The sequence below is a fragment of the Streptomyces sp. NPDC052682 genome (assembly GCF_040678435.1).
Taxonomy (GTDB): domain Bacteria; phylum Actinomycetota; class Actinomycetes; order Streptomycetales; family Streptomycetaceae; genus Streptomyces.
In genome coordinates, this window is sequence record NZ_JBFATS010000018.1 from 159,451 (window position 1) to 181,383 (window position 21,933).

Here is a 21,933-nt window from a genome sequence, read left to right on the forward strand (position 1 = left end):
TTCGGCCGAGTTGCAAGGGCTGCGGGACTCACAGGACGGGCAGCGCCGGTTCGCTGGGGTCGGGGCCGGGCCCCCGAAAAGTGCGCGGGCCCGGCCCCGAAGCGTGGACACCCCTCTGACCTGGGCCAGAGGGGTGCGACAGGACGAGTCGGGCTGTACGCCGGGTTCTCCAGACGCATCCTTCTGACCTGCGGCTTTGCGGGCCGAACCGGCTGTGACCTGCTAGGACGGGTCGCAGAGGCGATCGGAGGCAGTCAGAGGAAATCGCTCTGATTCGACCCCGGATCGACCCGGGTCGCTCAGAGGCAGCCAGAGGCAACCCCTCTGTCCCTGCCGTCTGAGCGACCTGGGAAGTCCGGGGACGGACAGGCCGACAACTCGGGCTCCTTCCCGGTCTCCCCGGTCGAACCGCGATGGGGCTGCCTGCCTCCCCCGGAGCCAGGCACACGAAAGCCTCCAGGACGGCCATCCTGGAGGCTCTTCGCTGGCACCGATCGGAGGTCGGTTCCGGACATCACCCGTGGTTTTTCGCGGGCCAAGGTGGTGTCCATGTCTTTCGCGAGACGACCCCAGAATGCCATACGACGTACCCCATTCGCAGCACTCGCTGAAGGCTTCACCTCCAGGAAGAACCAATGCAGAGGCAGTCACAGACAGTCACACCGCACCCCTGGGGCTCGCCCACCTCCCGTCGGCCGCTGCCGACTTGGTGCTCCTCGGTGACCTCACTGGTCGCTACGCCGCTGGCAGCTACAGCAAGCTCGGCCGTGACGGAGAGGTCGTTCGCCGAACTGCCCGACAGGGGTTGTCTGAGCACGGGCATCGCGTCACTGCCGCCATCGCCTGCCATGTCGCACGTTGCGGAGGAACCCTTGATCAGCTCACCCAACTTCTCATGCACCCGGACCACGAGGGCGGTAGGCATCCGCAGTACATAGCACAGCGCTCCGGACAGGCTCGCGCCCTCGCATACATCCGTCGAGTCTGGGAGAGGGCGTGCGAAACGGTCCGTAGCACCGCGAGGGTCGAGTCACGCGAACAGTCCTATGAGGACCTCGCAGCTCTGCGGGCCCGTATCGAGACGACCCCGTGGCGCGGGGAACGGGGCAGGACCGCCCTACGTGTCCTTCGAGCCCATCTGAACTTCGCGGAGATCGCCGGCGGGCGCCTGCATGCGGCCAGCGAACGCCAAGCGGCCGAAGAGGCCGGGGTGTCCAGGCAGACCTTGCGCAAGGCGTACGAGACCGTCCTCAAGCCTGGAGGGTGGCTGCGCCGGCTGAAGGTCGGACACGGCCGCGAAGGCTCGACTTGGTACCTCGGTGACGGGCCGGGGTCTGCCATCCAGTCACCCGTATCTCGTTCCCGTACCACTCAGTTCCCCCCCGACCCGGCACTTGAGGAGTGGAACACCTCTGAGACGGGCCTCTCTGCCGACATCGATTCCGTCGTCATCGGTCGCCTCATGGGACACGATGCTTTCACGCACCACGCGCTCGGCAGTTCGGCACTCATGGTGATCGGTGCTCTGCACGCCCGTCCCCACCAGACCGTCAGCGAGCTCGTCGTCACGGCATCCGTCTCACGGGCCACCGCCTATCGAGCCCTGAACCGGCTCCTGGCCCATGGCCTGGTCCGCCACACCGGCGAAACCTGGTCACTGGCCCCGCAGGCCCTCGAAGGCGTCGGTAACAGTCACCCGGACGCTGTTACCGACCACCGAGGCACACCTGCGAGCGGTTGGGACCGGATTGCCGACCAGTACGGAACCGCAGGGATCTCGGCAAACCGCAAGGCGCTGCACGCTGCTGAGAGGGCGGCGTACCGCGAGGCGCTGGAAGGCCTGTCGGAGCATCGCGCCAAGGCCCTGGTCGTCGTTCGCGCAGGCCGACAGGTGCTGGTTCCTTCCCCCCGTCCCGACGAGGTCTCAGCTGAGTGGCGCGGGCCTCGCGGAAGCGTGCTGGACCCGGTCACAGGAGCACCGGACCCGGAATGGCGGATCGCCACTGACGGCCGCTTGATCCTCATCACCCCGCGCGACGAGCGCTCGTACGACGAACTCACCGCCGCCTACACGGATGCACTCAGAGAATGGGAGTCCGCCGCATGACCGAACCACGCCCAGTACCGGGCGACCATGGAGTGCCCAGCACTCCCGAGGCCCTGCGGGAGCGTTACGAGGCCGGATCCACAGTCCAGGAACTCGTGGCGATCAGCGGCCTTTCGCACGGCACGGTCATCAACCGACTGCGTAGCGCCGGAACGGTGATGCGCACTCCGTGGGAGACGCGCCGGATGCGTGAGGCTCCGGCTCGCCGCCGCTTGGCCTCTCACCTGCGTCGACTGTACGAACAGCACGGCGCCACCCTAGCGGAGCTCGCTCTCGCGGGGGCCAAGACCAAGCGTGCCGCCCGTCAGCTGCTGATCGAGGCCGGCGGCAAGCCGCGTACAGCGCAGGAGACCCTGCGCATTCGATCCGCGGCGAGGGCCGCCGAACGGCAGAAGCTGATGACGGCGCTGCGGAAGAAGTACGAAAACGGAGCCGCGGTCTCGGGTCTCGCCGCGGAGCACCACCTATCCGTCGCAACCGTCTATCGGCTCCTCCACCAGGCCAAGACGCAGATGCGGCCGCACGGTGCTGCTGGACAGCGTCGGGACAGGACCGACCCGTGATCAGACAGACGCCGACGCACGTCCGTCTCACTCCGCGCAGCAGGCCTAGTCAGAACGCGCAGGTATCACCGCATCCGGCCCGGCCTCCGCCGAGGACCGGCGATCACTTCGACTTCCGGGCGCCTGCCCGTAACGGCAGGCACCCGGAGGGCCTCCCGTCAGGCAGTTGCTCCACACAAAGCCTTGTCCGCTGCCTGGCGAAAGAACTCAACTTCGCATTCTAGGAGTACAAGCACACGTGAACGAGCTCACTCGCGAGAAGACGCTGGCAGCAGCAAAGACCAGCAGCCGGGAAGCCTTTGTGGTCGTCGTCGGAATGCTGAAGGGCGGCGCTGGCAAGACCACATCGGCCTGGTTCATTTCCCTCTACTACGCCGCGGTCCTCGGACTGCGCACGCTGCTGCTGGACGCCGACGCCATCAGCCAGTCTGCCTACGACTGGTTCAAGGTCGCCCAGGCGGAGGGCTTCGAGATCCCGGAGAACCTGGTGGTCGAGCGGTACCCGTTCGACGACATCGCCGAGTACATCCAGACCAAGCGCGCCGAGTTCGGCGCGATCGTGGTGGACGCCGGCGGCGGCAGCGCCAGGATCTTCCACGAGGCTGTTACCGAGGCGGACCGGCTGATCGTGCCCGTCGCCCCTACCAAGATCGAGCGCCGCAAGCTCGTGGCCACCTTCGACGAAGCCGAGCGCGCCGCCGCCCGCAACGAGCGTGACGTCACCGCCCACGTGGTGCTGGTCAAGGCGGACGACCGCACCAGCCTGCCCCGCAGGGCGAAGGAAAGCCTGCTGAACCCCCCGAAGGGCGAGGGGCTCGGCGAGGACCGTGACGGACCGTTCCCCCTGACGGACACCGTGATCCATTCCTGGGTGCACTACATGGAGGCCTTCGGCGAGGTGCCGACCGAGCTGAGCGAGTACGCCGAGCTGATGAAGGAGCTGGACGCAGCGTGACCGAGAACAACGACAAGCTGAAGCCTCCGACTCGGCGCCCCCGCCCGAAGGGCCACGTGCTCGGCGGCGTCAAGAAGGCGGCAGCCGCGCCTCCGCCGCCGGCCGAGCTGACCCGTGAGCACCTGGTTGCCGAGCAGGCCCACCCCGCGGACACCGATCTCGCGGCGCCCTCCGCGGCGGACAGTGGACTCCCGCCTCGGCCGGCTGCCGGCCGCGTTGAGTCGCCCGCGACAACGCACGAGGCCTCCGCGACGAAGGAGCCAGAGCAGGTGCGGACCGCCGCGGAGCCCGATGGAGACGCTGATCGCGCGTCGAGTGCCTTCCCTGTTGCCGCTCCTGCTGAGGCACCGTCCGAGGGACGTGAAACGCGGCACGACGATGCCGGACTGTCCGAAGACGGGCCGCTGCCGGCGGGTCCCCCGACTGCGCCTTCGCCCGACCCCTTGCCCCAGGGCAGCAGGCAGGCCTCCGCTCCGCCTTCTCCCGGTGCTCCTTCGACCCCGGCGTACGGCTCCTCCGAAGTGGCCGTACGGGACTCTGCGCCGACTGCACAAGGACCGTCATTCCCCATGCGGGCAGGAGCAGCAGCTCCTCCGTACGAGAGGGAGGCTCCACCGGAGGCGACATCCGATGAGGGTGCGCCGTGGACGCAGGGGGCGGGCCGCCCGAAGGACATCCCAGAGGCTGCCGCAGTCCTCAATCAGCGCCACATCGCGCGCGAGAGCCTCGACGCCTCCGTCCCCGCAGCGCTGAAGCTCAAGAAGCGGATCAAGCGCTTCGCGCTCGACAACGACCTCGACCACCTGCCCATCGGTGACATCGTCTGCGTGGCAGTGGACGAGTGGCTGAGCCGCCGCGGGTTCTGACGACCGCTCGTCGATCGGGGCGACCCGCCGGCACAAAGGCTGGTCGCCCCGCTTCGGCGACTATTCCACTAGTCCACTAGGCGGCTAGCTAGCCGCCTAGTCGCCTCGACGGGAGCCATTCCGTGCGCAACCTCGCTACCTATGCCAGCCAGCTGCGCGCTGTTGCCGACGCCCTTGAAGCACAGTCGGAGTCACAAGGTGATCCGCTTGCTCCCCATCCGGACACCCTGAAGGTCCTCAACAGTCGGCACACCAAGCGCGGCCAGCTGAACTACGCCGTCCCGGATGTCCTTCAGCTCCAACGGCGTATCCGCCGCTGCAACGCCGACACCGAGATACCCCACGGGGACATCGTCGCCCTGGCCCTCGACGCCTGGCTCCGGGCCAAGGGCTATCCGCCTAATCTGAAGCAGCTCGGGGACCAGACACCATGACGGCGTACACCGGTCAACTCCCGCTGCTGGACATCGGCGAGGACCGACAGATCCCGGCAACCCGAGGAGAGCAGCTGTCCCTTCTGGGACACCCGACACCGGTCCGACTGCCGGCCGATCTGTGGTTGAGCTGGCTGACTGACGAGGCCATAGTCGCTCGCTTCAAGGCCAAGTGCTACGTCCGTTCAGCGGCGCAATGCTGGCCATGGCTGGGCGCCGTCAGCTCAACCGGCCACGGATCATTCCGCGCCGCTAGCCTCCCGGGACCATCTCGCAGAGGCACGGTGCCAGCTCACCTCTTCGCTTACCAGTTGGCCAACGGCGTGGTCACCCGGACGGGATGGTCCTCCGCTGAGGATCCTGTCATCTGCCACACCTGTGACTTCCACGGCTGCACCAACCCCGCCCACCTGCGGCTTGGGACAGCTGCAGAGAACCGAGCCGAGTGGTCGCGACGGCGGCACAATCCCCATGGTCCACTCGCAGACGTACGCGGGGCTGCTGGCCGAACACGGGCCATCGCTTCGGCGATCCTGGCGGGCCTCAGAGCCGACGAATCTCGAGATCGCATCGAAGAGAGAATCCGTGCCGCGGAGGAAGCGGGAGTCCCGCTGACCCTGTGGTGACAACGCCACTCTTCAGGACTGTCACGTCCAGGCCGCCGGCGGCCTTAAGGTCCAACGGCTTTCCCCTCCCCAGCAGAAGTTGAGTGCCTGGCTGGCCGTCGATCGCTGCCGCCGAGACACCGCGTCCTGCGGGCCAGGCCAAGAGTCCGCTGGCGGGTCGGCCAAAGGGAAGCCATACGCGGCCTGGACGGCGGCTATCGCCTGCTCGTAGGCGTCCGTCTCGGTGTCGATCGTCAGCCGCCCGGCGCACCACAAGATCGGCGCGAACACTAGCGCAGAGGCCCGAAGGGGGCGGCCGACGGCTCAGCTGCCCGCTGCGGCGGCCGGACGGGGCACGCCGGACGGGTGGGGAACGGTCATCGATTGTTGCTTCCTCCGGCTGGCGGCCGGATCGGCGAGTCCACCGTGAAGGACGTGTGAGAGGGAACAAGGGTGGACCCGGCGGAATCAGTCCCTAGGGCAAGGGCAGCGTGATGCCGGACGCCCCTCCGGTACGGGGACACCGTCGCCCGCCACGCTGCCGAACGGTGACGCCACCCGCACGCTGGCACCGCGCCCGCCCGGACCTCCCCCCCTGCAGCGCGCCGCTTTGCGGCAGGCCGTCAGGGAAGGGGGCAAGGGGAGTGCCGGTTGCTACTGGGGGCGGCGTCCGGTGACGTCGCCGCCGGGGTCGTCGGGCAGGGCGATGCGGGCGGTAATGCGCTTGCCGACCGGCTCTCGCTGGAGCTCGAAGCCCTGCGCGACGGGCCAGCGCAGGGTCTGCAACAGCAGCAGTCCCCGGTACGGGTTGACCACCGCCCGGCGTTCGCGGTTGCGGATCGCGACCTTGGCCAACGAGCCTGGTCTTGGAGAGAACTTCCACCAGCAGCGCGTATGGGCGGTCCGCGTGCCGTGATGCGGGAGCGATGTAGTACGGCCGGTCGTAGCTGATCGGGACCACACCGTGCGGCTCGATGAATCCACCACCGTGATCGTGTGCTTGCTCCAGCGCCGCCGTCAGGTCGGCCCACCAGGAGTCCGGCAGTTGGAGGTCGTGCCGGAGGATCGGGTCGCGGTGTGCCTCGTCGGCAGGCTGCGCCGTCGCCCTGTCCGATGAGTGCGGCGACCCGCCACCCTGTCACACGATTCATCCCGTCCGGGCGGGGAGGAGAGTTGTTCTCCGTTGTGGAAGCGGCGGCAAACGGAGTCGGGCTGGGCCTACCTGATCGGACTGCCCTCGTACCGAGACCGTGAGGACGGCAGCGCGGAGCCCGCGTACACGTCGGGCATCTCTAGCCGTTCGTTGATGAGTTGTGGAGGCAGCGGAGTACCGGGTGTGTGGGTTCGGGATCCCGACCATGTGCGGCCGGTCGACGGTGCCGACTACGACCAGGTCGCCACCGAGCGCCTGGAGCCGTCGCCCAAGTCGGCGTCCGCGAGGTGCTCGGGGAGCACCGTCCTTCGGGGTGGGCGTTGCAGAAGGTGAGCGGCGGGCGCTGCCCCGCCGAAGGTGTTCTGCCCGTCGGGTGATCCGCACCCCGGCTCCGTGGCCGTGGGTGTCGCACGGGGAACGATCTTTCGACCCCACAGGCAGGAAAGGACGGTCATCGTGGCCAAAGCATCGTTCCCGGTACCCGCTGATGAGCCCGAGCGTCTACGAGTCCTGCAGCGGTACGGCATCCTGAGGGCACCGGTCCCGCCGGACCTGGCGTCGATCGTGGAACTCGCCTCCTATGTCTGCCAGGTCCCTCATTCGGTGATCAACATCATGTCCGCCGAGCACGCCAACCTGATCGCCGCGGTCGGCTTTGAACCAACGGTGTGTGACCGCAGCGACTCCATGTGCGCGGTCACCATCGTCGAGCCCGCCCCCGTGTTCGTCCCGGACGCCCGGCTGGATCCCCGCTTCGCGGACAACCCCTGGGTCAGTGGTGACCTCGGCGACATCCGCTTCTACGCCGCGTCCCAGCTGCGCACCCCCGAGGGACCGGTCCTCGGCACCCTGTGCGTCTTCGACACCCAGGTCCGCCAGCTGACCGCCTCGCAGCGCGGCGCGCTGGACAAGCTGGCCCGTATGGTCGTCGACGTCCTCGACCTGCACCGTCACCAGGCACTGCTTCATCAGGCACTGCAAGCCGCCGATGTGGCACGCTCGGAACTCGAACGCTCCAACCGGGCCCTGCAGCAGTTCGCCGGACAGGTCAGCCACGACCTCAGGAACCCGCTGACCGGCATCCTCGGCCACGCCGAGAATCTCATCGACATCCCGGCGATCGCCAACGACCCCGACGCCTCCTTCTGCGCCCAACGCGTCATCGGCTCCGCCCATCGCATGCGCACCATGATCGAGGATGTGCTCGCCCTGGCCAGCGCGGGGGGACAACTCCACCTTGAGCCCGTGAACCTGAACGCCCTCGTCCACGCCGTCATCGAGGACCTCGACAGCCCCATGCGCACCCACCGTGCACGCGTCACTGTCGAGGACCTGCCCGTCGTGATCGCGGATGGGACCCAGTTGCGCGTGCTGCTGCAAAACCTCGTCAGCAACGCTCTGAAGTTCCGCAGGCCCGACCGCCCTTGCCAGATCGTCATCACCGCCCACGCACACGGGCACGGCTGGGAGATTGCTGTCATCGACAACGGCCGGGGTATCCCGCCGCAGGACCGGCAGCGTGTGATGGACCTCTTCACCCGTGTGCACCCGGACGTCGAAGGCTCCGGCATCGGACTGGCCACCTGCCAGCGGATCGCCACAGCACACGGCGGCGCCCTCCGCCTCCAAGAGACACCCGGCGGCGGCACCACCGCCGTGCTCACCCTGCCCACCGACACCACACCGAACTGACCGCCGCCCCCGACTCACATGCTGCTGGGCGAGTACGGAGGCGACGATGCGAGGCCACAGATATTCGCCGCAGCAGCCCTCACCAGTGGGATGCCATCACCGGTGATCGACCAAGCCGTGCTAAACGGGGTTAGTCCAGGTCGGTGGTGCCGACGGCGGCGCCGGGCCGGTTGCGTGCCCAGCGTGTGAGGTCGCCGAGTGCGGTAGAGCGCCGGGAAAGGATCGACCCACCGTCTTGCGCCGCTGCATGAGTCAGGCGGCTGTCCGGACCGGACAGCCGCCTCATTCTGCGCTTTTGCTGCCCACTCAGCCGCGCACGATGTTCCGCGCCTGTGACCCTTTCTGCCCCTGGCCGATGTGTGCCGGGATGCACAGCCTTTACCGATGCCTGCTGGCGGCCGATGCCCAGTCTGTGCGACGTTGGACGGACCACCAGCCTGGTCTGGTAGGAGGCTCGCGCCCTCCCCTGAAGGTCACCTTGCGTGGCCGGGCGGCGGTGCGGGTTGTCTTGCTCGACTGTGCGTGCCCCCACGTCACGCGCTTGATACCCCCGAATCCGGGGTGTGATGGGCTCGACCCCCTGGAAGCGAGAGGGGCGAACCATGAACGACTTCACCGTCACGACCCAACAGCACGCAGACCGTACCGTCGTCACCGTGGCCGGGGAGATGGATCTCGACTCGTGCCCCGCTCTCGAAGAAGCAACGCTGGTCATCCCCCTCGCCGGGAAGACCTTGCACCTGGAGATGTCCGGGGTGTCCTTCATGGACTCCGTCGGCCTGAACCTCCTGCTGAACCTGCGCCGCCGCCTGCTGGCCGAGGGCGGCCGGCTCCTCATCACCGATCTTCAGACCCAGCCCGCGAGCGTGCTGCGCCTGACCGAGACCGACGCTCTGCTGACCCCCGACGCCGCACAGGCCGCCTGACCGCTCGGAGCCCCTTTTCCTCAGACAGCTCTCGTGGAGCAGGCTGGCCCACGATGGCGGCGAGCGCGCCTGCCTTGGCCTAGCAGGCCCAGTCGATCAGCCCGGCCTCCAGGCGGGCCAGGCGGCACAAAAACCGTTCAGCCCCCGGCGCGGCCTTACTCCCCGCCCATGAGCAGTCCATGATCCTTCGCGGATCGGCACCCACACCCGGCATCGGCTCCCCGATTGCCAGCCCAAGCCCGGAAGAGCAGCCCGATCCCGGGCCCGTGTCTATGTCGTCCAGACGGCACTGCCCACCAGACGCAGGAACTGCTTCTGACCGACGCCGACGCCGCCGACTGGCTCACCGCCGCGGCGGCCGGAGAGATCTGACTCCGGCCCGGACACACCACGTCCTACGCGATCGGCATGACGCCCCGGCGTCCGTCACAAGGGAGCCTGATCGCTCTCGCGGACGTGTTGGGTGGAACTGCACAGCGAGGCCATGGGCGTGCAGATGATCCGGGCCGACACGATCGTGCAGGTGTGATGGGACGCCGAGCAGCCTGCGGATCCGACCAGCGGACTCAACGGCGGTCAGGAAGTCCGCCAGGACGTAAAGCAGGGCGCCTGTGCCTGTAGGCCCGGCCTTGCCCGGTCGGGGACTTTGCCCGTGCCCGGCTCAGTGCGCCAGCAGCTCCCGTCTTATGGCCGGCAGCGTCATCGTCTGCCACACCAACCAGTGACCGGCCGGGCGCGGTGACGCCCGGGTGCACGGCTCGTTGAGCAGAATGCCTCCCCGGCACAGCGCGGGGCCCCGGCGCTGTCATGGCAGAGGGAGCCGGGGTCCTGCCTCACCTCTTCAGCCGGATTGTATGAAGTCACGTCGGCTGCGCTGATGGCGGTATCGCTGAGTGCCGGACAGGGTGATGCGGGCCGTGATGCCCTCACCGGCCTCGTGCTGTAGTGGGGCGGCGGCGTAGCCGGGCGTTGGAGGCTGTACGAGGGTCCGTTCCGGACGAAGTCGGCACGGACCCTCTGTGCCTCTCGCGGCCGGGGCTGCTCATGCGCCGGCCCTGCCGGGCGCGTACGGTCAGCTCCTCCCCAGAATTGCGTCGAGCGCCGCCCATTGCCGCAGTTCAAGCAGCACTCAGCTTTGTCCAAGAGGGTGCCGGTCTGTACCCGAAGTCCAAGGGGCCACCGGTCGATGTCCAGGACCAGCGGGACGGTGCGAGGCGGGGCGACGGCCGCGCCGACCATGGGGGTTCGCGGTGAGGTGCGGTGGTGGGTCAGGGTGCAGTGAAGACGACGCTGGCGAAGGCCAGGCTCGCCGAGCCCTTCGGCGGCAGCGTGCCCAGCGGCTCGCCCTGGCAGGCAGGGCTGGGATACAGCGTGACGTTGCTGCTGGTGTTGTTGGTCGTCGGGCCGTTGGCGGTGGTCTGGATGCACGAGGCGTCGGCTGGGTTGTTCAGCGTGACGGGCAGCTTGGTGTAGGCGTGTGTGTAGGTGAACGTTCCGGTCGCCGCGTGGGCGCTCGTGGGCACCGCGACGGTGAGCAGCGTGGCAGCGCCGGCAGCGGCTATGACCGCGGGGATGTGTCTTCTCATGACGTCCTCCTGTGAGGGGAAGGGATCACCTTTCACAACAGATACGGCAGACGCGCAGGTCCGGCCTTTCGAAGCGCGCCGTTCGTGTCTCATGGCCACCTCTGTCAGGGGGTTGTGGTGGCCTGGTCGGTGGCTGTGAGGGGCAGGCGTGCGGTGACGGTGGTGCCCTGGCCTTGGCGGGAGTGGATTTCGGTGGTGCCGCCGTGGTTGTCGATGATGGTGCGGACGATGGTCAGGCCCAGACCGGTGCCGGGGATGGCCGCGTCGTTGGCGTTGGAGGCGCGGAAGAAGCGGGTGAACAGCTGTTTCTGCTCGGCTTCGGGGATGCCGATGCCGGTGTCGCTGACGCTGATCACGGCGTGTCCGTCCTGCTGGGCAGCATGGACGCGGACCTGCCCGTTGTGGGGGGTGAACTTGACGGCGTTGGAGAGCAGGTTCATCAGGACCCGGTCGAGCTGGTCGATGTCGGCTTCGCAGACCAGCGGCCGGTCGGGGCAGTCGGCGTCGAGGTGCACGGCGGCGGCTTCGGCGGCGGGCCGGATGGCGTCGACCGCGGCAGTCACCAGGTGGCGCAGGTCGACCGGTTTCTTGTGCGAGGTGTACTTGCCGGATTCGATGCGGGAGAGGGTCAGCAGGTCCTCGATGAGCGTGCGCAGGCGGTGGGCGTTACGGGCGATGACGTCGAGCATCTTGTGCTGAGTGTCGGTCAGCGGGCCGGTGTCTTCGTCTTCGAGGAGTTCGATGTAGCCGACGATGCTGGTCAGCGGGGTGCGCAGTTCGTGGGAGACGGTTGAGAGGAAGTCGCTCTTGGCCCGGTCCAGGGCACGTAGTTCTTCGACCAGGTGTGCTTCTTGCTCGTAGAGCATGGAGGTGTGCAGGGCTCGGGCCACACTGATGGCCATGGCTTCGGCTGTTTCGACCTCCACGCGCTGCCAGGGACGCTCGCGCCGGGTGCGGGCCAGGCAGATGGCTCCCAGGGGTTCGTCGCCGACGCCGAGCGGGACGACCGCCACCGCGTGCAGGCCCAGCCTGGCCGAGGCGGTGCGGTTGGCCTCCGGCAGGCCGATCTCGCCGAAGGAACCGGGCGCGCCGGGCACCGGCCGGGTGGTCGCGAGGTAGCCGGTCAGGTCCGGGACCAGCCAGGCCGTTCCCTGCTGGTAGTGGTCACGGACCACGTCGGCGGGGATGCCCGGCAGGGCTTGCTGGGTCTCGGCTGGCAGCAGGCCTTTTTCGGCCGACCAGGCCCGCACGACGGGCACGAGCGGACTCTCGCCATCGCGCAGGAGGAGGAAGACGTAGTCGGCGTCCAGGCCCTCGCCGATCCCGGCGCACGCTTTGTCGAGCACCTCATCGACGTCCAGGCGCTCGCGGATCCGCATCCCGGCCTGCCGGGCGATCTCCGCGAGCCGGTTGCGGTCCTGCTCGATGCGGCGCAGGCGGTCGCTCTCGTCGGCCAGCTGGTTCACAGACTCGGCCACCGCCCGGGTCTCGCGGGGCCCCTCCGGCCGGACACGGGCGGAGTGCTCACCGGCCGTCAGCCTGGCAAGCGCCTGCTGGATCTGCCTCAGCGGGCTCACCACGCCACGCGTGGCCCGCCTCGCCGTATACAGAGACAGGGCAAGGGCTGCAGCGACCAGGGCCGTGAGCGCCGCGATCCCCGCGGTGATGGTGGTGTCCGAGCGGTCCTGCAGCCGCTCAATTTCGCTGCTGAGCTGGGCCTGCAGCTGCTGATTGGTGTCAGCGAATCGCTCGAGCGCGGCACTGCCCGTGCGGGCGAGCTTCACCGCCTGATCACTTCGGGGCGACGCCTTGCCCTGCTCGTCAGCGATCCTCACATACGCCCGCAGCTGCCGCTGCTGCCTGTCGAGATTGTCCTCCATCGCGGGCGTGGCGTAGCGGCGTACCACAGCCAGCAGGTCCGGATAACGGTCGCGGGCCTGACGGTAGTCATCGAGCAGGCCACGGTCGCCAAGGAGAAGGTAGCCGCGCATCGAGCGCTGCATCTGCACCGCCTCCTGGTGCAGGCGCATATTGGCGGCCCAAGCAGGCTGCACACGGGTAGCGATCCGGTCCTGCACGGCGTTTTCCATGACCGCCCCGGTCACCGCCCCCGCCCCCACCAGAGCGATGAGTGCGGTAAGCACGCCGAACGCAAGGCCCAGCCGCCGCCCGACGCAGTCACCCTCCGCCCCCATAAAGCCCGGCCTCTTCACGTGTCCTCGCCTCCTGGCAGACCTCACCGGCCGGCCCTGGCCAGCACCGCCTCGACCCGGCTGGACAGCTCCCGAGGGCTGAACGGCTTGGTGATGTAGTCGTCCGCACCCGCGGCGAAACCCGCCTCCACGTCGCCTTCCTGGGAGCGGGCGGTGATCAAAAGGATCGGCAGCGCCGCGGTTCGGGGTGCGGCACGCAGCTGGCGGCAGACGTCCAGCCCGGACATGCCCGGCATGCGGATGTCCAGCAAGGCGATGTCCACTGCCTTCTCCTCCAGGGCCTGAAGCGCCTGCAGGCCGTCTTCGACGGCCGTCACCTCATGGCCGTCCTGCGTCAGCTTGAACGCGACCAGCTCCCGGATGTCCGTGTCGTCGTCCGCGACCAGCACGTGGGCCATCAGTCCTCCGGGGCCTGGGAGGCTCTGTAGGAGTCGACGATCTCGGTCACCGACGCCCGCCCGAACGGCTTCGCCAACAGCTCCGTCGCCAGATAGAGCAGATCCGGCGAATCAAGCACGGAGGAAACCACCAGATGACACCTCCTGGTCCGCTCGTCCGCACGCAGCCGGCGCACGATCTCCCGGCCGTCGATATCCGGCAGCAGAATGTCGATGATCACCATGTCCGGAGGATCCGCGAACGCCAGCTCCAGGCCCTTCACGCCGTTCTCTGCTGCCGACACCCGGCAACCCAGTGCCCCCAGATGCCGCTCCAGCAGTACCCGCAGATCCAGCTCATCCTCGATCACCAGCACATGCGGATGCTCCACCACGGCCTCCTGTCAGGAGAGCGGGAACTCTCAAGATCAATGTCACATTGCTGGACATATACCGCATCCGCACGAAAGGTTCCGCCCCCTGGCAACGACGCGCCGACGCACGACACACCCGGCACTTCGACACCACGTTCCTTACAGTCATCCGGACATCAATATGGGCAAATCCGGCTCACACACGTGTGCCAGCCGCTGAAGGAAGGGCCTGAAATGAGATTCCGGTTGCGCGGCCGCCGCGCATGTCTGACCCTCACGGCCGTGCTGGCCGTGTTCTCCCTGGGCTGCGGGGAAGCTTCCACCAGCGCGCTGCCCGCGCCGCCGCAGGGATGGCGTGTGGAGTGGGCGGACGACTTCACCGGCCGCGCCGGCAGTCTTCCCGACCGCAACCGGTGGATCATCGACGTGGGAACCCAATACCCGGGCGGACCGCCGCAGTGGGGCACCGGCGAAGTCCAGACCTACACCGACAATCCCGCCAACCTCCGCCTGGACGGCCAGGGCCGCCTGCGCATCACACCACTACGCGACCGCGCCGGCCGATGGACCTCCGGCCGTATCGAGACCCGCCGCAGCGACTTCCAGCCGCCGGACGGCGGCAAGCTGCGCATCCAAGCCCGCATCCAGCTGCCGTCCGTGACCGGGCCCGCCGCCGAGGGGTACTGGGCGGCCTTCTGGACACTGGGAGCCCCCTACCGCCAGGGAGTACCCGCACCACAGGCCGGCGAGTTCGACATCATGGAGAACGCCAACGGGCGCAACCGCATCTGGGGCGCAATGCACTGCGGCACACCCGGCGGGGAACCCTGCAACGAGAACACGGGCCTGGCCGCCGACACCCCCTGCACCACCTCACCCTGCCCCGGCAACTTCCACACCTACACCCTCGAATGGGACCGCAGCAGCCCCACCGAACACCTGCGCTGGTACATCGACGGCAGACTCTTCCACACCGTCAGCTCCACCCAGGTCGCCCCAGCCGCCTGGAACGCCGCCACAGGCCACGGACACTTCATCCTGCTCAACCTCGCCATCGGCGGCAGCTTCCCCGACAACATCGCCGGCCACCAGACACCCACCACAAGGACCAGGCCCGGCAGCCCCATGCTCGTCGACCACGTCACCGTCCTCACCACCTCCCGCTGACAGCACCCCAACAGCGCCACCCAGTACTCGGCGCCATCACCGCGGTAGCGCGGTCACCATGCCGTTCGTCATGATCACGGCGACGTCCGCGCCGTGCACCGGCCGGGCGGTTCCGTTGAGGACCTGCATATCCGGCGTGCCCACGCCGAGCCGCGGGCACCGTTGCGGCGGTGTTTGCACTGGATCACCCAGCGCCGCCCGAACGGGTCGGTGGCCTTCACATCCGCGCCCAGATCGCCCCCGCCGCCGACCCGCTGAGCGTTCCTGCAGCCGTCCCCGGACGCCCTTGATCCCTGCCATGCTGGGGGCCACGGCCCACCGTCCGTACCCGGTCCTCGCCCGCGCGCTGCGGCAGATCATGCGCAGGCACCGAAACGAGATGCCGCCCGAACTGCTCCCCGCCGTCCCTACGCAGCAGGGGCCCGTCGGCGCATACCAACTGTCGACGCGGAGCGTGAGGGCGCGAGACGCATAGCACCGCACCGTGTATGAACCTCTCGAAGACTCTGCTGCGCAATTCGGCCGGGTGAGCGTCGCGGGTGCGACATGATCGCCTCTGTGGCCCTGGTCGCGTCGTGGGCCACACGGGGTGGAGTCCATGTCGTTGCAGCCGTAGGGGCTGTCAGAGATCCCGGCACAGACCGTGGCGGTCGCGTGGGCGGCGTTCCCTCAGGGGACGTTGGCGATGCGGGTGCGGGACCGGCTGGGCGAGGCGCGGACGAGCCGTTCGCCGGGTCGTTCGGACGCCGTGGGGCGCCGGGCCTGTCGCCGGCGGTGCTGTCGCTGGTCACGGCGCTGCAGTTCACGGAGAACCTGACCGACCGGCAAGCCGCCGCGATGACGGTCCGCGCGATCGACTGGAAGTACGCGATCGGCGCGGAACTGACCGATACCGGTTTCGACGCGACCGTGTTGTCCCGGTTCAGAGCCCGGCTGGCCCAGCACGGCATGGAGCGGGTGGTGTTCGACCGGCTGCTGGAAGTCTGCCGGGACCAGGGCCTGATCTGGTCCGGCGGCAAGCAGCGCACCGACTCCACCCATGTGATCAGCGCGGTCCGTGACCTGAACCGGACCGAACTCGCAGGTCAGAGCGTGCGGGGGGCGTTGGAGGCCCTTGCGGTCGCGGCTGCTGGCTGGCCGACGCGGTGGACGTTCCCGAGTTCGCGCACCGCTACGCCGAACGCGTCAACGGGTGGACGATTCCGTCGTCGAAATCGAAGCGGGACCGGCTGGCCGTTGTGTTCGGGCAGGACGCGCTGGCGCTCTGCCGGGCCATCTGGGCACTAGGGGCGCCCAGATGGCTGCGGGAGATCGAGCCGGTCGCGTTCCTGCGCAGGATGCTCGTGCAGACCTACTACGCGCCAAGGAGGGCGTCCCGCCCGGACATCTCCGCCTGGCCTACCCCTACGACCCTGATGCGCGGTGGCGGCCAAGGGCGACGACCTTTTCTGGCTCGGCTACAAGGTCCACCTCACCGAAACCTGCGACACTCCCGCCGAAGCCGAAGCCGAAGTCCTGCCGTTGCGGCTGATCACGGACGTCCTCACCACCGAAGCGAGCGTCCCGGACGCGAAGGCCACCAGGCCCGTTCAGCAGAACCTCGCCGACCGCGGCCTCACGCCGGGCGAGCACTACCTCCTCGCCGGCTACCCGTCCGCCGACCTGATCATGACGCCACCCGCCAGGGCATCACCATGGTTACCCCGACCCTCCTCGACCACTCACCGCAGGCCAAGGCCGGCGCCGGGTTCCGGGCACTGGTCGCGGAGATCAGGGAGCGTTCGCCGCCGAATCCAAGGACGGCAAGCTGACCGTCCGGCGCGACGACGGCCTCTACCGGCACCTGGAGGTCGAAATGCCGAAGTCCTCCGCGTACTGGTTCTAGGTGATGACCTGGCCCGGCGCCCTGGCAATCACCGGGCACACGGCAGCTACATCGGCCTCGGGGGACATCGGTACAGCCGTTGGCGCTTAGAACGATCACGGTCCGGGCAGCGCGAGGGCGCTGACGCGGTTCTCATACTCGCAGCGGACCATGGCTTGGCAGGGGCGGTCGGGCGCCTTGGTTCCTGTCGAGGGGCTGGTGCAGTATGAATGACTGATTTGACAGCTCCACTGAGTGACCAACTCGGTAGCCTTAGCGATTCCGATCGCGTCCTCGGCGGAAGGGGCGGGCATGGGTGTCTTCGACGCACTATCAGCGGCGTTCAACCGCTTCGTACGATCACTTGGCCGACCTCTGCCGCAAAGACGGGGTGAGACGCCTCAGCCCGTCACCACTTCGAACCCCCAGAGGTCGCAGGACGCCTTCCCCGATGGCTTTAAAGCGAGCTTGATCGTGAGGACCGGTCTCGCAGCGGTGTGGAACGCCCTGCCCGGCGATGAAGAGCGAATCGACTTCCTCATCAAGATTCGTCCGCAACTGGCGGAGCTGTACGGAAGGTCCGAGGAAGAGCTCACCCCGGAGAGACTGTGGGCATTGACCGAGCTTCCTCTGAACGCCTCGATGCTCAACCAGTTGCACACGCGTTTCGCGGCCTCTGGATCGCCACCACTCTCACCAGACATGAGAGCGGCGGTCTCCAAGCGGGCTGAGCAATCCATCGATCAAGCCTTGGCCATGCTGTTCATCCGCCTCGGGCCACCACCCGAGATGACCGGAGCCGACTGCGTACCCGTCTCAAACAGCGGTGGAGGGATCCAGCAATGAGCACGGAGGGCCAGAATGCCTCCCCCGCTTCTCAGGCGCCGAGTGACGATCCGGTCGTCTCGGCGGGGCTGGGCATCGCCGCGAAGTGGGGAGGTGTTCTCGACGCCGCGCATTTGGAGGTCGCGCTCAAAGCGCTGGAACCTCAGCTTCGCCGCGAGCACAAGGAACGGCTGCTCCGTCTGGAGCTACAGCGTGAGGCCGCAGAGCATGAGCGTGCCCACAAGCAGTACATGGCCGGTCTGATCACCGGCGGAATCGTGGCCATCGTTTCGCTCGGTGCCGGGGTGTTCGTCGCCAAGGACTTTTGGTGGCTGTCGATCCTGCTTTGTGGCCCAAGCCTGCTGGCGTTGGTCAAACTCTTCGTGCTTCGGCGAAGCGACGAGTACGACATGAAGGCGGTTTCGCGAGTGACGCGCAGCGGAATGAGTGCGGTGGCGCAGGCTCAGCCCCCTCAGCCGCCAGCCGTATGAGAATGTGCCGCATCCTTCGCCGCCCAACGATCTTTCCGCTATATCCCAGCAGAGCGACCAGCAGACGTGCTAGCCGACCACGATCGTCCTCAACGCCAACGGCTGTACCGATGTTCCAAGTGGCCACAATTTCATCGGATGCAACACTGCGGCTGGATCGCACACCGGCGGCAGCTTGACCGTTCTGTACTGGTCAGCGGCTTGCATGAGCCCGACGAGGGGGACTTGCCGAGCCCCTACATCAAGCAGGCCGCGGAGGAGGCCGAGGCCGCCCACCCCGGGCTGGTCGCGGAGGTCGAAGAGGAACTGTTCAGCCGCTACAACAACGCAGACGGACCTGGAGACCGAAGCCGGCGCCAAGGCCGCACTCGCCGGTTCGACAGCTTCCGCTTCGACACCACCGGCTGGGAGTTCACCGAGTACGACCACTGGTTCCTCTACACCTGCCAGGCCATCGCCTGGACCGTGGCCCAGTACGACGCCGCGCCCACTCCCGCAGTCTGATGTCCGCTTTGTGACTTGATCGAACCAAGGCCACAAAGCGGACATCAGGACGACACTCCAAAAAGTGGTTCGCCCGAACCACTTCTACTACTTGCCATACGTACCTGACGGAGAGCCTCATGACCTGTGTGAACATGCCTGCGCCCCTAGATAACCGTGTCTCCGGCTCCGGGGCCGCGGAATACTCGGCTGCAACTGAGGCTGGCCCGCCCATAGGATCCTCGTTCGAGGCGCTGGCATGGCGCCCTGCCGACAGTTGGCACTCAACGGACCGAGGATGCGTGGCGCAATGAGCAGCCGACTCTTCGCAATCTCCTTCGACGCGCACCAGCCCGAGCGCCTAGCGCATTTCTGGTCCGGCGTCCTGGGATTGGAGAGAACCGACGATTCTTACGACGGCATCGCCCTGCTGTCCGGGAATGACGCCGGCTACCGCCTCGGCTTCCGTCCCTCCCAGGCGCACAAGGTTGCCCAGAACCGGCTGCACTTCGACCTGACCAGCTCCTCCCTGGAGAACCAGCAGGAGACCGTGGCCAGGGCGCTCGACCTCGGCGCGCAGCACGCCGACGTCGGCCAGGGAACGGACGTGTCCCATGTGGTGCTCGCCGACCCCGAGGGCAACGAGTTTTGTGTCCTGGAGCCGGGCAACACTTTCCTCGCTGGCTGCGGCTTCATCGGAGCGCTCGCCTGCGATGGTTCGCAGGCCGTGGGCTACTTCTGGAGCGAGGCGCTGGGCTGGCCGCTGGTCTGGGACCAGGACGAGGAGACCGCCATCCAGTCACCGAACGGCGGTACGAAGATCACGTGGGGCGGTCCGCCGCTCATGCCGGACCCCGGCAAGGACCTGCACTTGGACCTCGTCCCGGACGACGATCAGCAAACAGAGGTCGAGCGCCTGCTCTTCCTCGGGGCGAAGCGTCTCGACTCCGCCCATGGCGGGAACGGCGCGGTGCTGCTGGCCGACCCCGACGGCAACGAGTTCCGCGTGCTCACGCGCCGGTGAAGCCGGAACCAAGGGAGCCGCGGTAGGCGGTTGCTGCTGCGGGGAGCGCAGCAGAGAGTCGGGGCCCCGTCACCAAACGGACAGCTCAACGCGTCCCGCGAGGAGAGAGCCACTACCCAACCCCGAACTAAGCAGCAGAGTCCTCGAACGGCATCTTGGTCGCAACGGCGTCTGGTCAGCAGTCCGTTCGATGACGGGCACGATGCACGGCTGGGCCGGGACGAGTTCGGTGGTGGTGCGGGGCGTTGTCGACCACGCGGGAGAGGCGATCGCTGGCTTGGGTAAGCTCCGGAGCGCTCCATACGCACCATTGAGGGGGGATTTCCTCATGCGCATCCGTCATGCTCTGGCCGCTGGCGCCGTTATCGCCGGCGCGCTCGCGGCCGTCACCGCGGCTCCGGCTCAGGCCGCCGAGTACTCCTCGCCTCTGAAACTCAAGGGGATCCAGTATGACGCTCCGGGCCGTGACTCCAACCGGTGCTCCGGCGGCAACACCAAGGACGAGTACCTGACGATCAAGAACTACTCGCGCAGCACGACCGTGAACCTCAAGGGCTACGTCGTCAAGGACGCCACCGGCAACACGTTCACCTTCCCCGCCAGCCACAAGCTCGAGCCCGGCGACTACGTCAAGCTGCGCGGCGGCAAGGGCACCGACTCCGACCGCAACAACGTCGTCTACCGCCAGAACTGCAACTTCATGTGGAACAACGACAAGGACACGGTCTCCTTCTACAAGCCGTCCGGCGCCCGCGCCGATGTGCACTCCTACACCAAGTCCCGCGACGACCGGGACAGCAACGGGTACATCAGCTTCCACGGCTGAACGCGAACTGCGCGAGTATTCGAGGGTCGGCTGCCAGACTGGCAGCCGACCCTCGAAGCCGTTCTGGGCCGAATCGGGCCGGGAGCACCCCGTGGCCGTGCGGTACAGCGGCAGTCCAGCCGTGTGGCTCACGAGTCCGCGTACGGCGGAGCGCACCTCCACCTGCATGTGCGCTGCCGCGCCTTGCCACCACCACGACCGCCGCCAGTACCGGCCGATACCCTGACCGGCATGAGTGACGCCATCGCGTGGATAGGCGCACACCACCACACCCCTTTATCGGCCGTGCCCGGCATGCTCGGCGGCATCTCGCTGACCCTGGCCCGAGGCGTGGAGACGGACGAGTTCCTCATCAACCTGGGCGCCGACCTCGACGAGCTAGCCGCGCGCACCCCCTGCAGGAAGCTGCGCGCACCGGCCGGGCAGCCGGGCCAGCCTTCCCCTTACGTCAAGCGCGCCATGTACGGCACGTGCGGTGAGTGGACGTACGTGCTGGAGGACTGGGGCATGGCAACCTGGGCGACCGGCTACCAGGGCAAGGTCGAGTCGATGCTTCCCTGCGAGGGCCAGGAGATCCTCTGCCTGACCGCCAACCGTTTCAGCCCCCCGGCCCTGATCATCCATGCGCCCGATGCCTGCGCATACCGGGCTGACTTCGGCACCGACACCGGACAGGGCTCGGCCCTCGATGCCGCCCTCACCGCCGCAGGCGCGGTGTTCCCGTCGATGTCTGAGGCCAGTGAGGCAGAAGTCGTGGCGTACTTCGAGGAGCATGGCGAGCGTCTGCCCGAGCTGGTGTTCAGCGCCGTGGGCGCCTACACGGGCGTGGCCATCGACCAGGACGCCGTGCGCGCTGGTGACCTTCCCGGCGTCCTCATCGCCCCGGCCTGACCGTCTGCCGCGCACATGAGACCGACCCCCACCCTGAGCACAGGGTCGGGCCAATGCTGTTGAGGCCAGGAGAGTTACTCCGCGGCCAGCTTGCAGATCACCGGCTTACCGCCGCCGATCTGATCGACGGTCAGTTCCCGTGTCTCCAGGTTGGTGTGCAGAGCCATGAGGTTGACCGCCGGGCGGGCCATCGTGGGCGGCTGCTCCTGGGCGAAGAGGAGCATCTGTTCCTGCGGTTGGCTGCTGTGCAGTCGTGATGGACAGGGGGCGGCCGGTGCGGCGTGCGGTTCGCTGCCGGTGATGGCGGCGCGGTCGTGGGGCAGCGGCACGCACGGGAATGGCCACTCCTCCCCCAGTGCAGCCGGCCCGGCGCCGTCCCCCGGTCCGTGGCCGCGGGGTGCCCGGAGCCGGAGGCCGGCCCGGCAGGGTGGGCGCGGCCGGGTCGGCGGCCGGCCTCCGGTCCGGGACGAGGACGGCGGCGGGTGTCCGGGAGCGTGGCGAGGTGGCGGGT

At 68.0% G+C, this 21,933-nt stretch carries 20 protein-coding genes and 2 pseudogenes; 14 read left to right on the top strand and 8 right to left on the bottom strand.

Features of this window, described 5'->3' with window-relative positions:
* The first annotated feature begins 1,210 nt into the window (after nucleotides 1-1,210).
* The 5 genes from AB0K80_RS26670 (at nucleotide 1,211) to AB0K80_RS26690 (ending at nucleotide 4,925) form a co-directional block, all read left to right on the top strand.
* Nucleotides 1,211-2,107: a MarR family transcriptional regulator gene (locus tag AB0K80_RS26670; protein WP_365673822.1), complete on the top strand. Its 897-nt coding sequence runs from the start codon at nucleotides 1,211-1,213 to the stop codon at nucleotides 2,105-2,107.
* Nucleotides 2,104-2,670, top strand: coding sequence for a helix-turn-helix domain-containing protein (locus AB0K80_RS26675; RefSeq protein WP_365673824.1), 567 nt, complete (start codon nucleotides 2,104-2,106; stop codon nucleotides 2,668-2,670). Before AB0K80_RS26670 ends, AB0K80_RS26675 begins: the two co-directional genes overlap by 4 nt.
* Nucleotides 2,671-2,908: 238 nt before the next feature.
* A complete protein-coding gene (locus AB0K80_RS26680; protein WP_365673825.1) occupies nucleotides 2,909-3,625 on the top strand; it encodes a ParA family protein in 717 nt (238 codons plus the stop codon).
* Nucleotides 3,626-4,194: 569 nt separating this feature from the next.
* Complete coding sequence (locus AB0K80_RS26685; RefSeq protein ID WP_365673827.1) at nucleotides 4,195-4,491, top strand: hypothetical protein; 297 nt, start codon at nucleotides 4,195-4,197, stop codon at nucleotides 4,489-4,491.
* A 122-nt stretch (nucleotides 4,492-4,613) separates the two neighbouring features.
* On the top strand, nucleotides 4,614-4,925 hold the full coding sequence (locus AB0K80_RS26690; RefSeq protein ID WP_365673829.1) for a hypothetical protein: 312 nt from the start codon (nucleotides 4,614-4,616) through the stop codon (nucleotides 4,923-4,925).
* A gap of 1,259 nt (nucleotides 4,926-6,184) precedes the next feature.
* Here the strand turns inward: AB0K80_RS26690 and AB0K80_RS26695 are convergent.
* Nucleotides 6,185-6,295: pseudogene (locus AB0K80_RS26695) on the bottom strand (ATP-binding protein); the annotation flags it as partial.
* Nucleotides 6,296-7,139: 844 nt separating this feature from the next.
* Here AB0K80_RS26695 and AB0K80_RS26700 point away from each other — a divergent pair.
* Nucleotides 7,140-8,375, top strand: a complete 1,236-nt coding sequence (locus AB0K80_RS26700) for a GAF domain-containing sensor histidine kinase (RefSeq protein ID WP_365673832.1) — start codon at nucleotides 7,140-7,142, stop codon at nucleotides 8,373-8,375.
* Nucleotides 8,376-8,977: 602 nt separating this feature from the next.
* Nucleotides 8,978-9,301: an STAS domain-containing protein gene (locus AB0K80_RS26705; RefSeq protein ID WP_365673834.1), complete on the top strand. Its 324-nt coding sequence runs from the start codon at nucleotides 8,978-8,980 to the stop codon at nucleotides 9,299-9,301.
* 1,268 nt (nucleotides 9,302-10,569) lie between these two features.
* Here the strand turns inward: AB0K80_RS26705 and AB0K80_RS26710 are convergent.
* The 4 genes from AB0K80_RS26710 to AB0K80_RS26725 all read right to left on the bottom strand — a co-directional run bounded on the left by AB0K80_RS26710 (nucleotide 10,570) and on the right by AB0K80_RS26725 (nucleotide 13,869).
* Complete coding sequence (locus AB0K80_RS26710; RefSeq protein WP_365673836.1) at nucleotides 10,570-10,887, bottom strand: hypothetical protein; 318 nt, start codon at nucleotides 10,885-10,887, stop codon at nucleotides 10,570-10,572.
* Nucleotides 10,888-10,991: 104 nt separating this feature from the next.
* On the bottom strand, nucleotides 10,992-13,100 hold the full coding sequence (locus AB0K80_RS26715; RefSeq protein ID WP_365673838.1) for an ATP-binding protein: 2,109 nt from the start codon (nucleotides 13,098-13,100) through the stop codon (nucleotides 10,992-10,994).
* A gap of 23 nt (nucleotides 13,101-13,123) precedes the next feature.
* The gene (locus tag AB0K80_RS26720; RefSeq protein ID WP_365673841.1) at nucleotides 13,124-13,498 is read right to left on the bottom strand and encodes a response regulator; all 375 of its coding nucleotides are present in this window, start codon (nucleotides 13,496-13,498) and stop codon (nucleotides 13,124-13,126) included.
* The gene (locus tag AB0K80_RS26725; RefSeq protein ID WP_365673844.1) at nucleotides 13,498-13,869 is read right to left on the bottom strand and encodes a response regulator; all 372 of its coding nucleotides are present in this window, start codon (nucleotides 13,867-13,869) and stop codon (nucleotides 13,498-13,500) included. Before AB0K80_RS26725 ends, AB0K80_RS26720 begins: the two co-directional genes overlap by 1 nt.
* A 216-nt stretch (nucleotides 13,870-14,085) precedes the next feature.
* Between AB0K80_RS26725 and AB0K80_RS26730 the strand changes: the two genes are divergently transcribed.
* The gene (locus tag AB0K80_RS26730) at nucleotides 14,086-15,018 is read left to right on the top strand and encodes a glycoside hydrolase family 16 protein (protein ID WP_365673846.1); all 933 of its coding nucleotides are present in this window, start codon (nucleotides 14,086-14,088) and stop codon (nucleotides 15,016-15,018) included.
* 60 nt (nucleotides 15,019-15,078) lie between these two features.
* Here the strand turns inward: AB0K80_RS26730 and AB0K80_RS26735 are convergent.
* A pseudogene (locus AB0K80_RS26735) lies at nucleotides 15,079-15,293 on the bottom strand (restriction endonuclease); the annotation flags it as partial.
* Nucleotides 15,294-15,564: 271 nt separating this feature from the next.
* Between AB0K80_RS26735 and AB0K80_RS26740 the strand changes: the two are divergent.
* The 3 genes from AB0K80_RS26740 (at nucleotide 15,565) to AB0K80_RS26750 (ending at nucleotide 18,198) form a co-directional block, all read left to right on the top strand.
* A complete protein-coding gene (locus AB0K80_RS26740; RefSeq protein ID WP_365673848.1) occupies nucleotides 15,565-16,305 on the top strand; it encodes a transposase in 741 nt (246 codons plus the stop codon).
* An 889-nt stretch (nucleotides 16,306-17,194) separates the two neighbouring features.
* The gene (locus AB0K80_RS26745) at nucleotides 17,195-17,728 is read left to right on the top strand and encodes a hypothetical protein (protein WP_365673850.1); all 534 of its coding nucleotides are present in this window, start codon (nucleotides 17,195-17,197) and stop codon (nucleotides 17,726-17,728) included.
* Nucleotides 17,725-18,198 (top strand): hypothetical protein, encoded by a 474-nt coding sequence (locus tag AB0K80_RS26750; RefSeq protein ID WP_365673852.1) that lies wholly within the window; start codon nucleotides 17,725-17,727, stop codon nucleotides 18,196-18,198. Before AB0K80_RS26745 ends, AB0K80_RS26750 begins: the two co-directional genes overlap by 4 nt.
* Nucleotides 18,199-18,635: 437 nt before the next feature.
* Here the strand turns inward: AB0K80_RS26750 and AB0K80_RS26755 are convergent, their stop codons facing one another.
* Nucleotides 18,636-18,722, bottom strand: a complete 87-nt coding sequence (locus AB0K80_RS26755) for a hypothetical protein (protein WP_365673883.1) — start codon at nucleotides 18,720-18,722, stop codon at nucleotides 18,636-18,638.
* A gap of 269 nt (nucleotides 18,723-18,991) precedes the next feature.
* Between AB0K80_RS26755 and AB0K80_RS26760 the strand changes: the two genes are divergently transcribed.
* The 3 genes from AB0K80_RS26760 (at nucleotide 18,992) to AB0K80_RS26770 (ending at nucleotide 21,422) form a co-directional block, all read left to right on the top strand.
* Complete coding sequence (locus AB0K80_RS26760) at nucleotides 18,992-19,705, top strand: VOC family protein (protein WP_365673854.1); 714 nt, start codon at nucleotides 18,992-18,994, stop codon at nucleotides 19,703-19,705.
* Nucleotides 19,706-20,033: 328 nt separating this feature from the next.
* On the top strand, nucleotides 20,034-20,531 hold the full coding sequence (locus AB0K80_RS26765) for a lamin tail domain-containing protein (RefSeq protein ID WP_365673855.1): 498 nt from the start codon (nucleotides 20,034-20,036) through the stop codon (nucleotides 20,529-20,531).
* Between the two features lie 231 nt (nucleotides 20,532-20,762).
* The gene (locus AB0K80_RS26770) at nucleotides 20,763-21,422 is read left to right on the top strand and encodes a hypothetical protein (protein ID WP_365673856.1); all 660 of its coding nucleotides are present in this window, start codon (nucleotides 20,763-20,765) and stop codon (nucleotides 21,420-21,422) included.
* A 74-nt stretch (nucleotides 21,423-21,496) separates the two neighbouring features.
* Here AB0K80_RS26770 and AB0K80_RS26775 read toward each other — a convergent pair whose 3' ends face one another.
* On the bottom strand, nucleotides 21,497-21,751 hold the full coding sequence (locus AB0K80_RS26775; RefSeq protein ID WP_365673857.1) for a hypothetical protein: 255 nt from the start codon (nucleotides 21,749-21,751) through the stop codon (nucleotides 21,497-21,499).
* Between the last annotated feature and the right edge of the window lie 182 nt (nucleotides 21,752-21,933).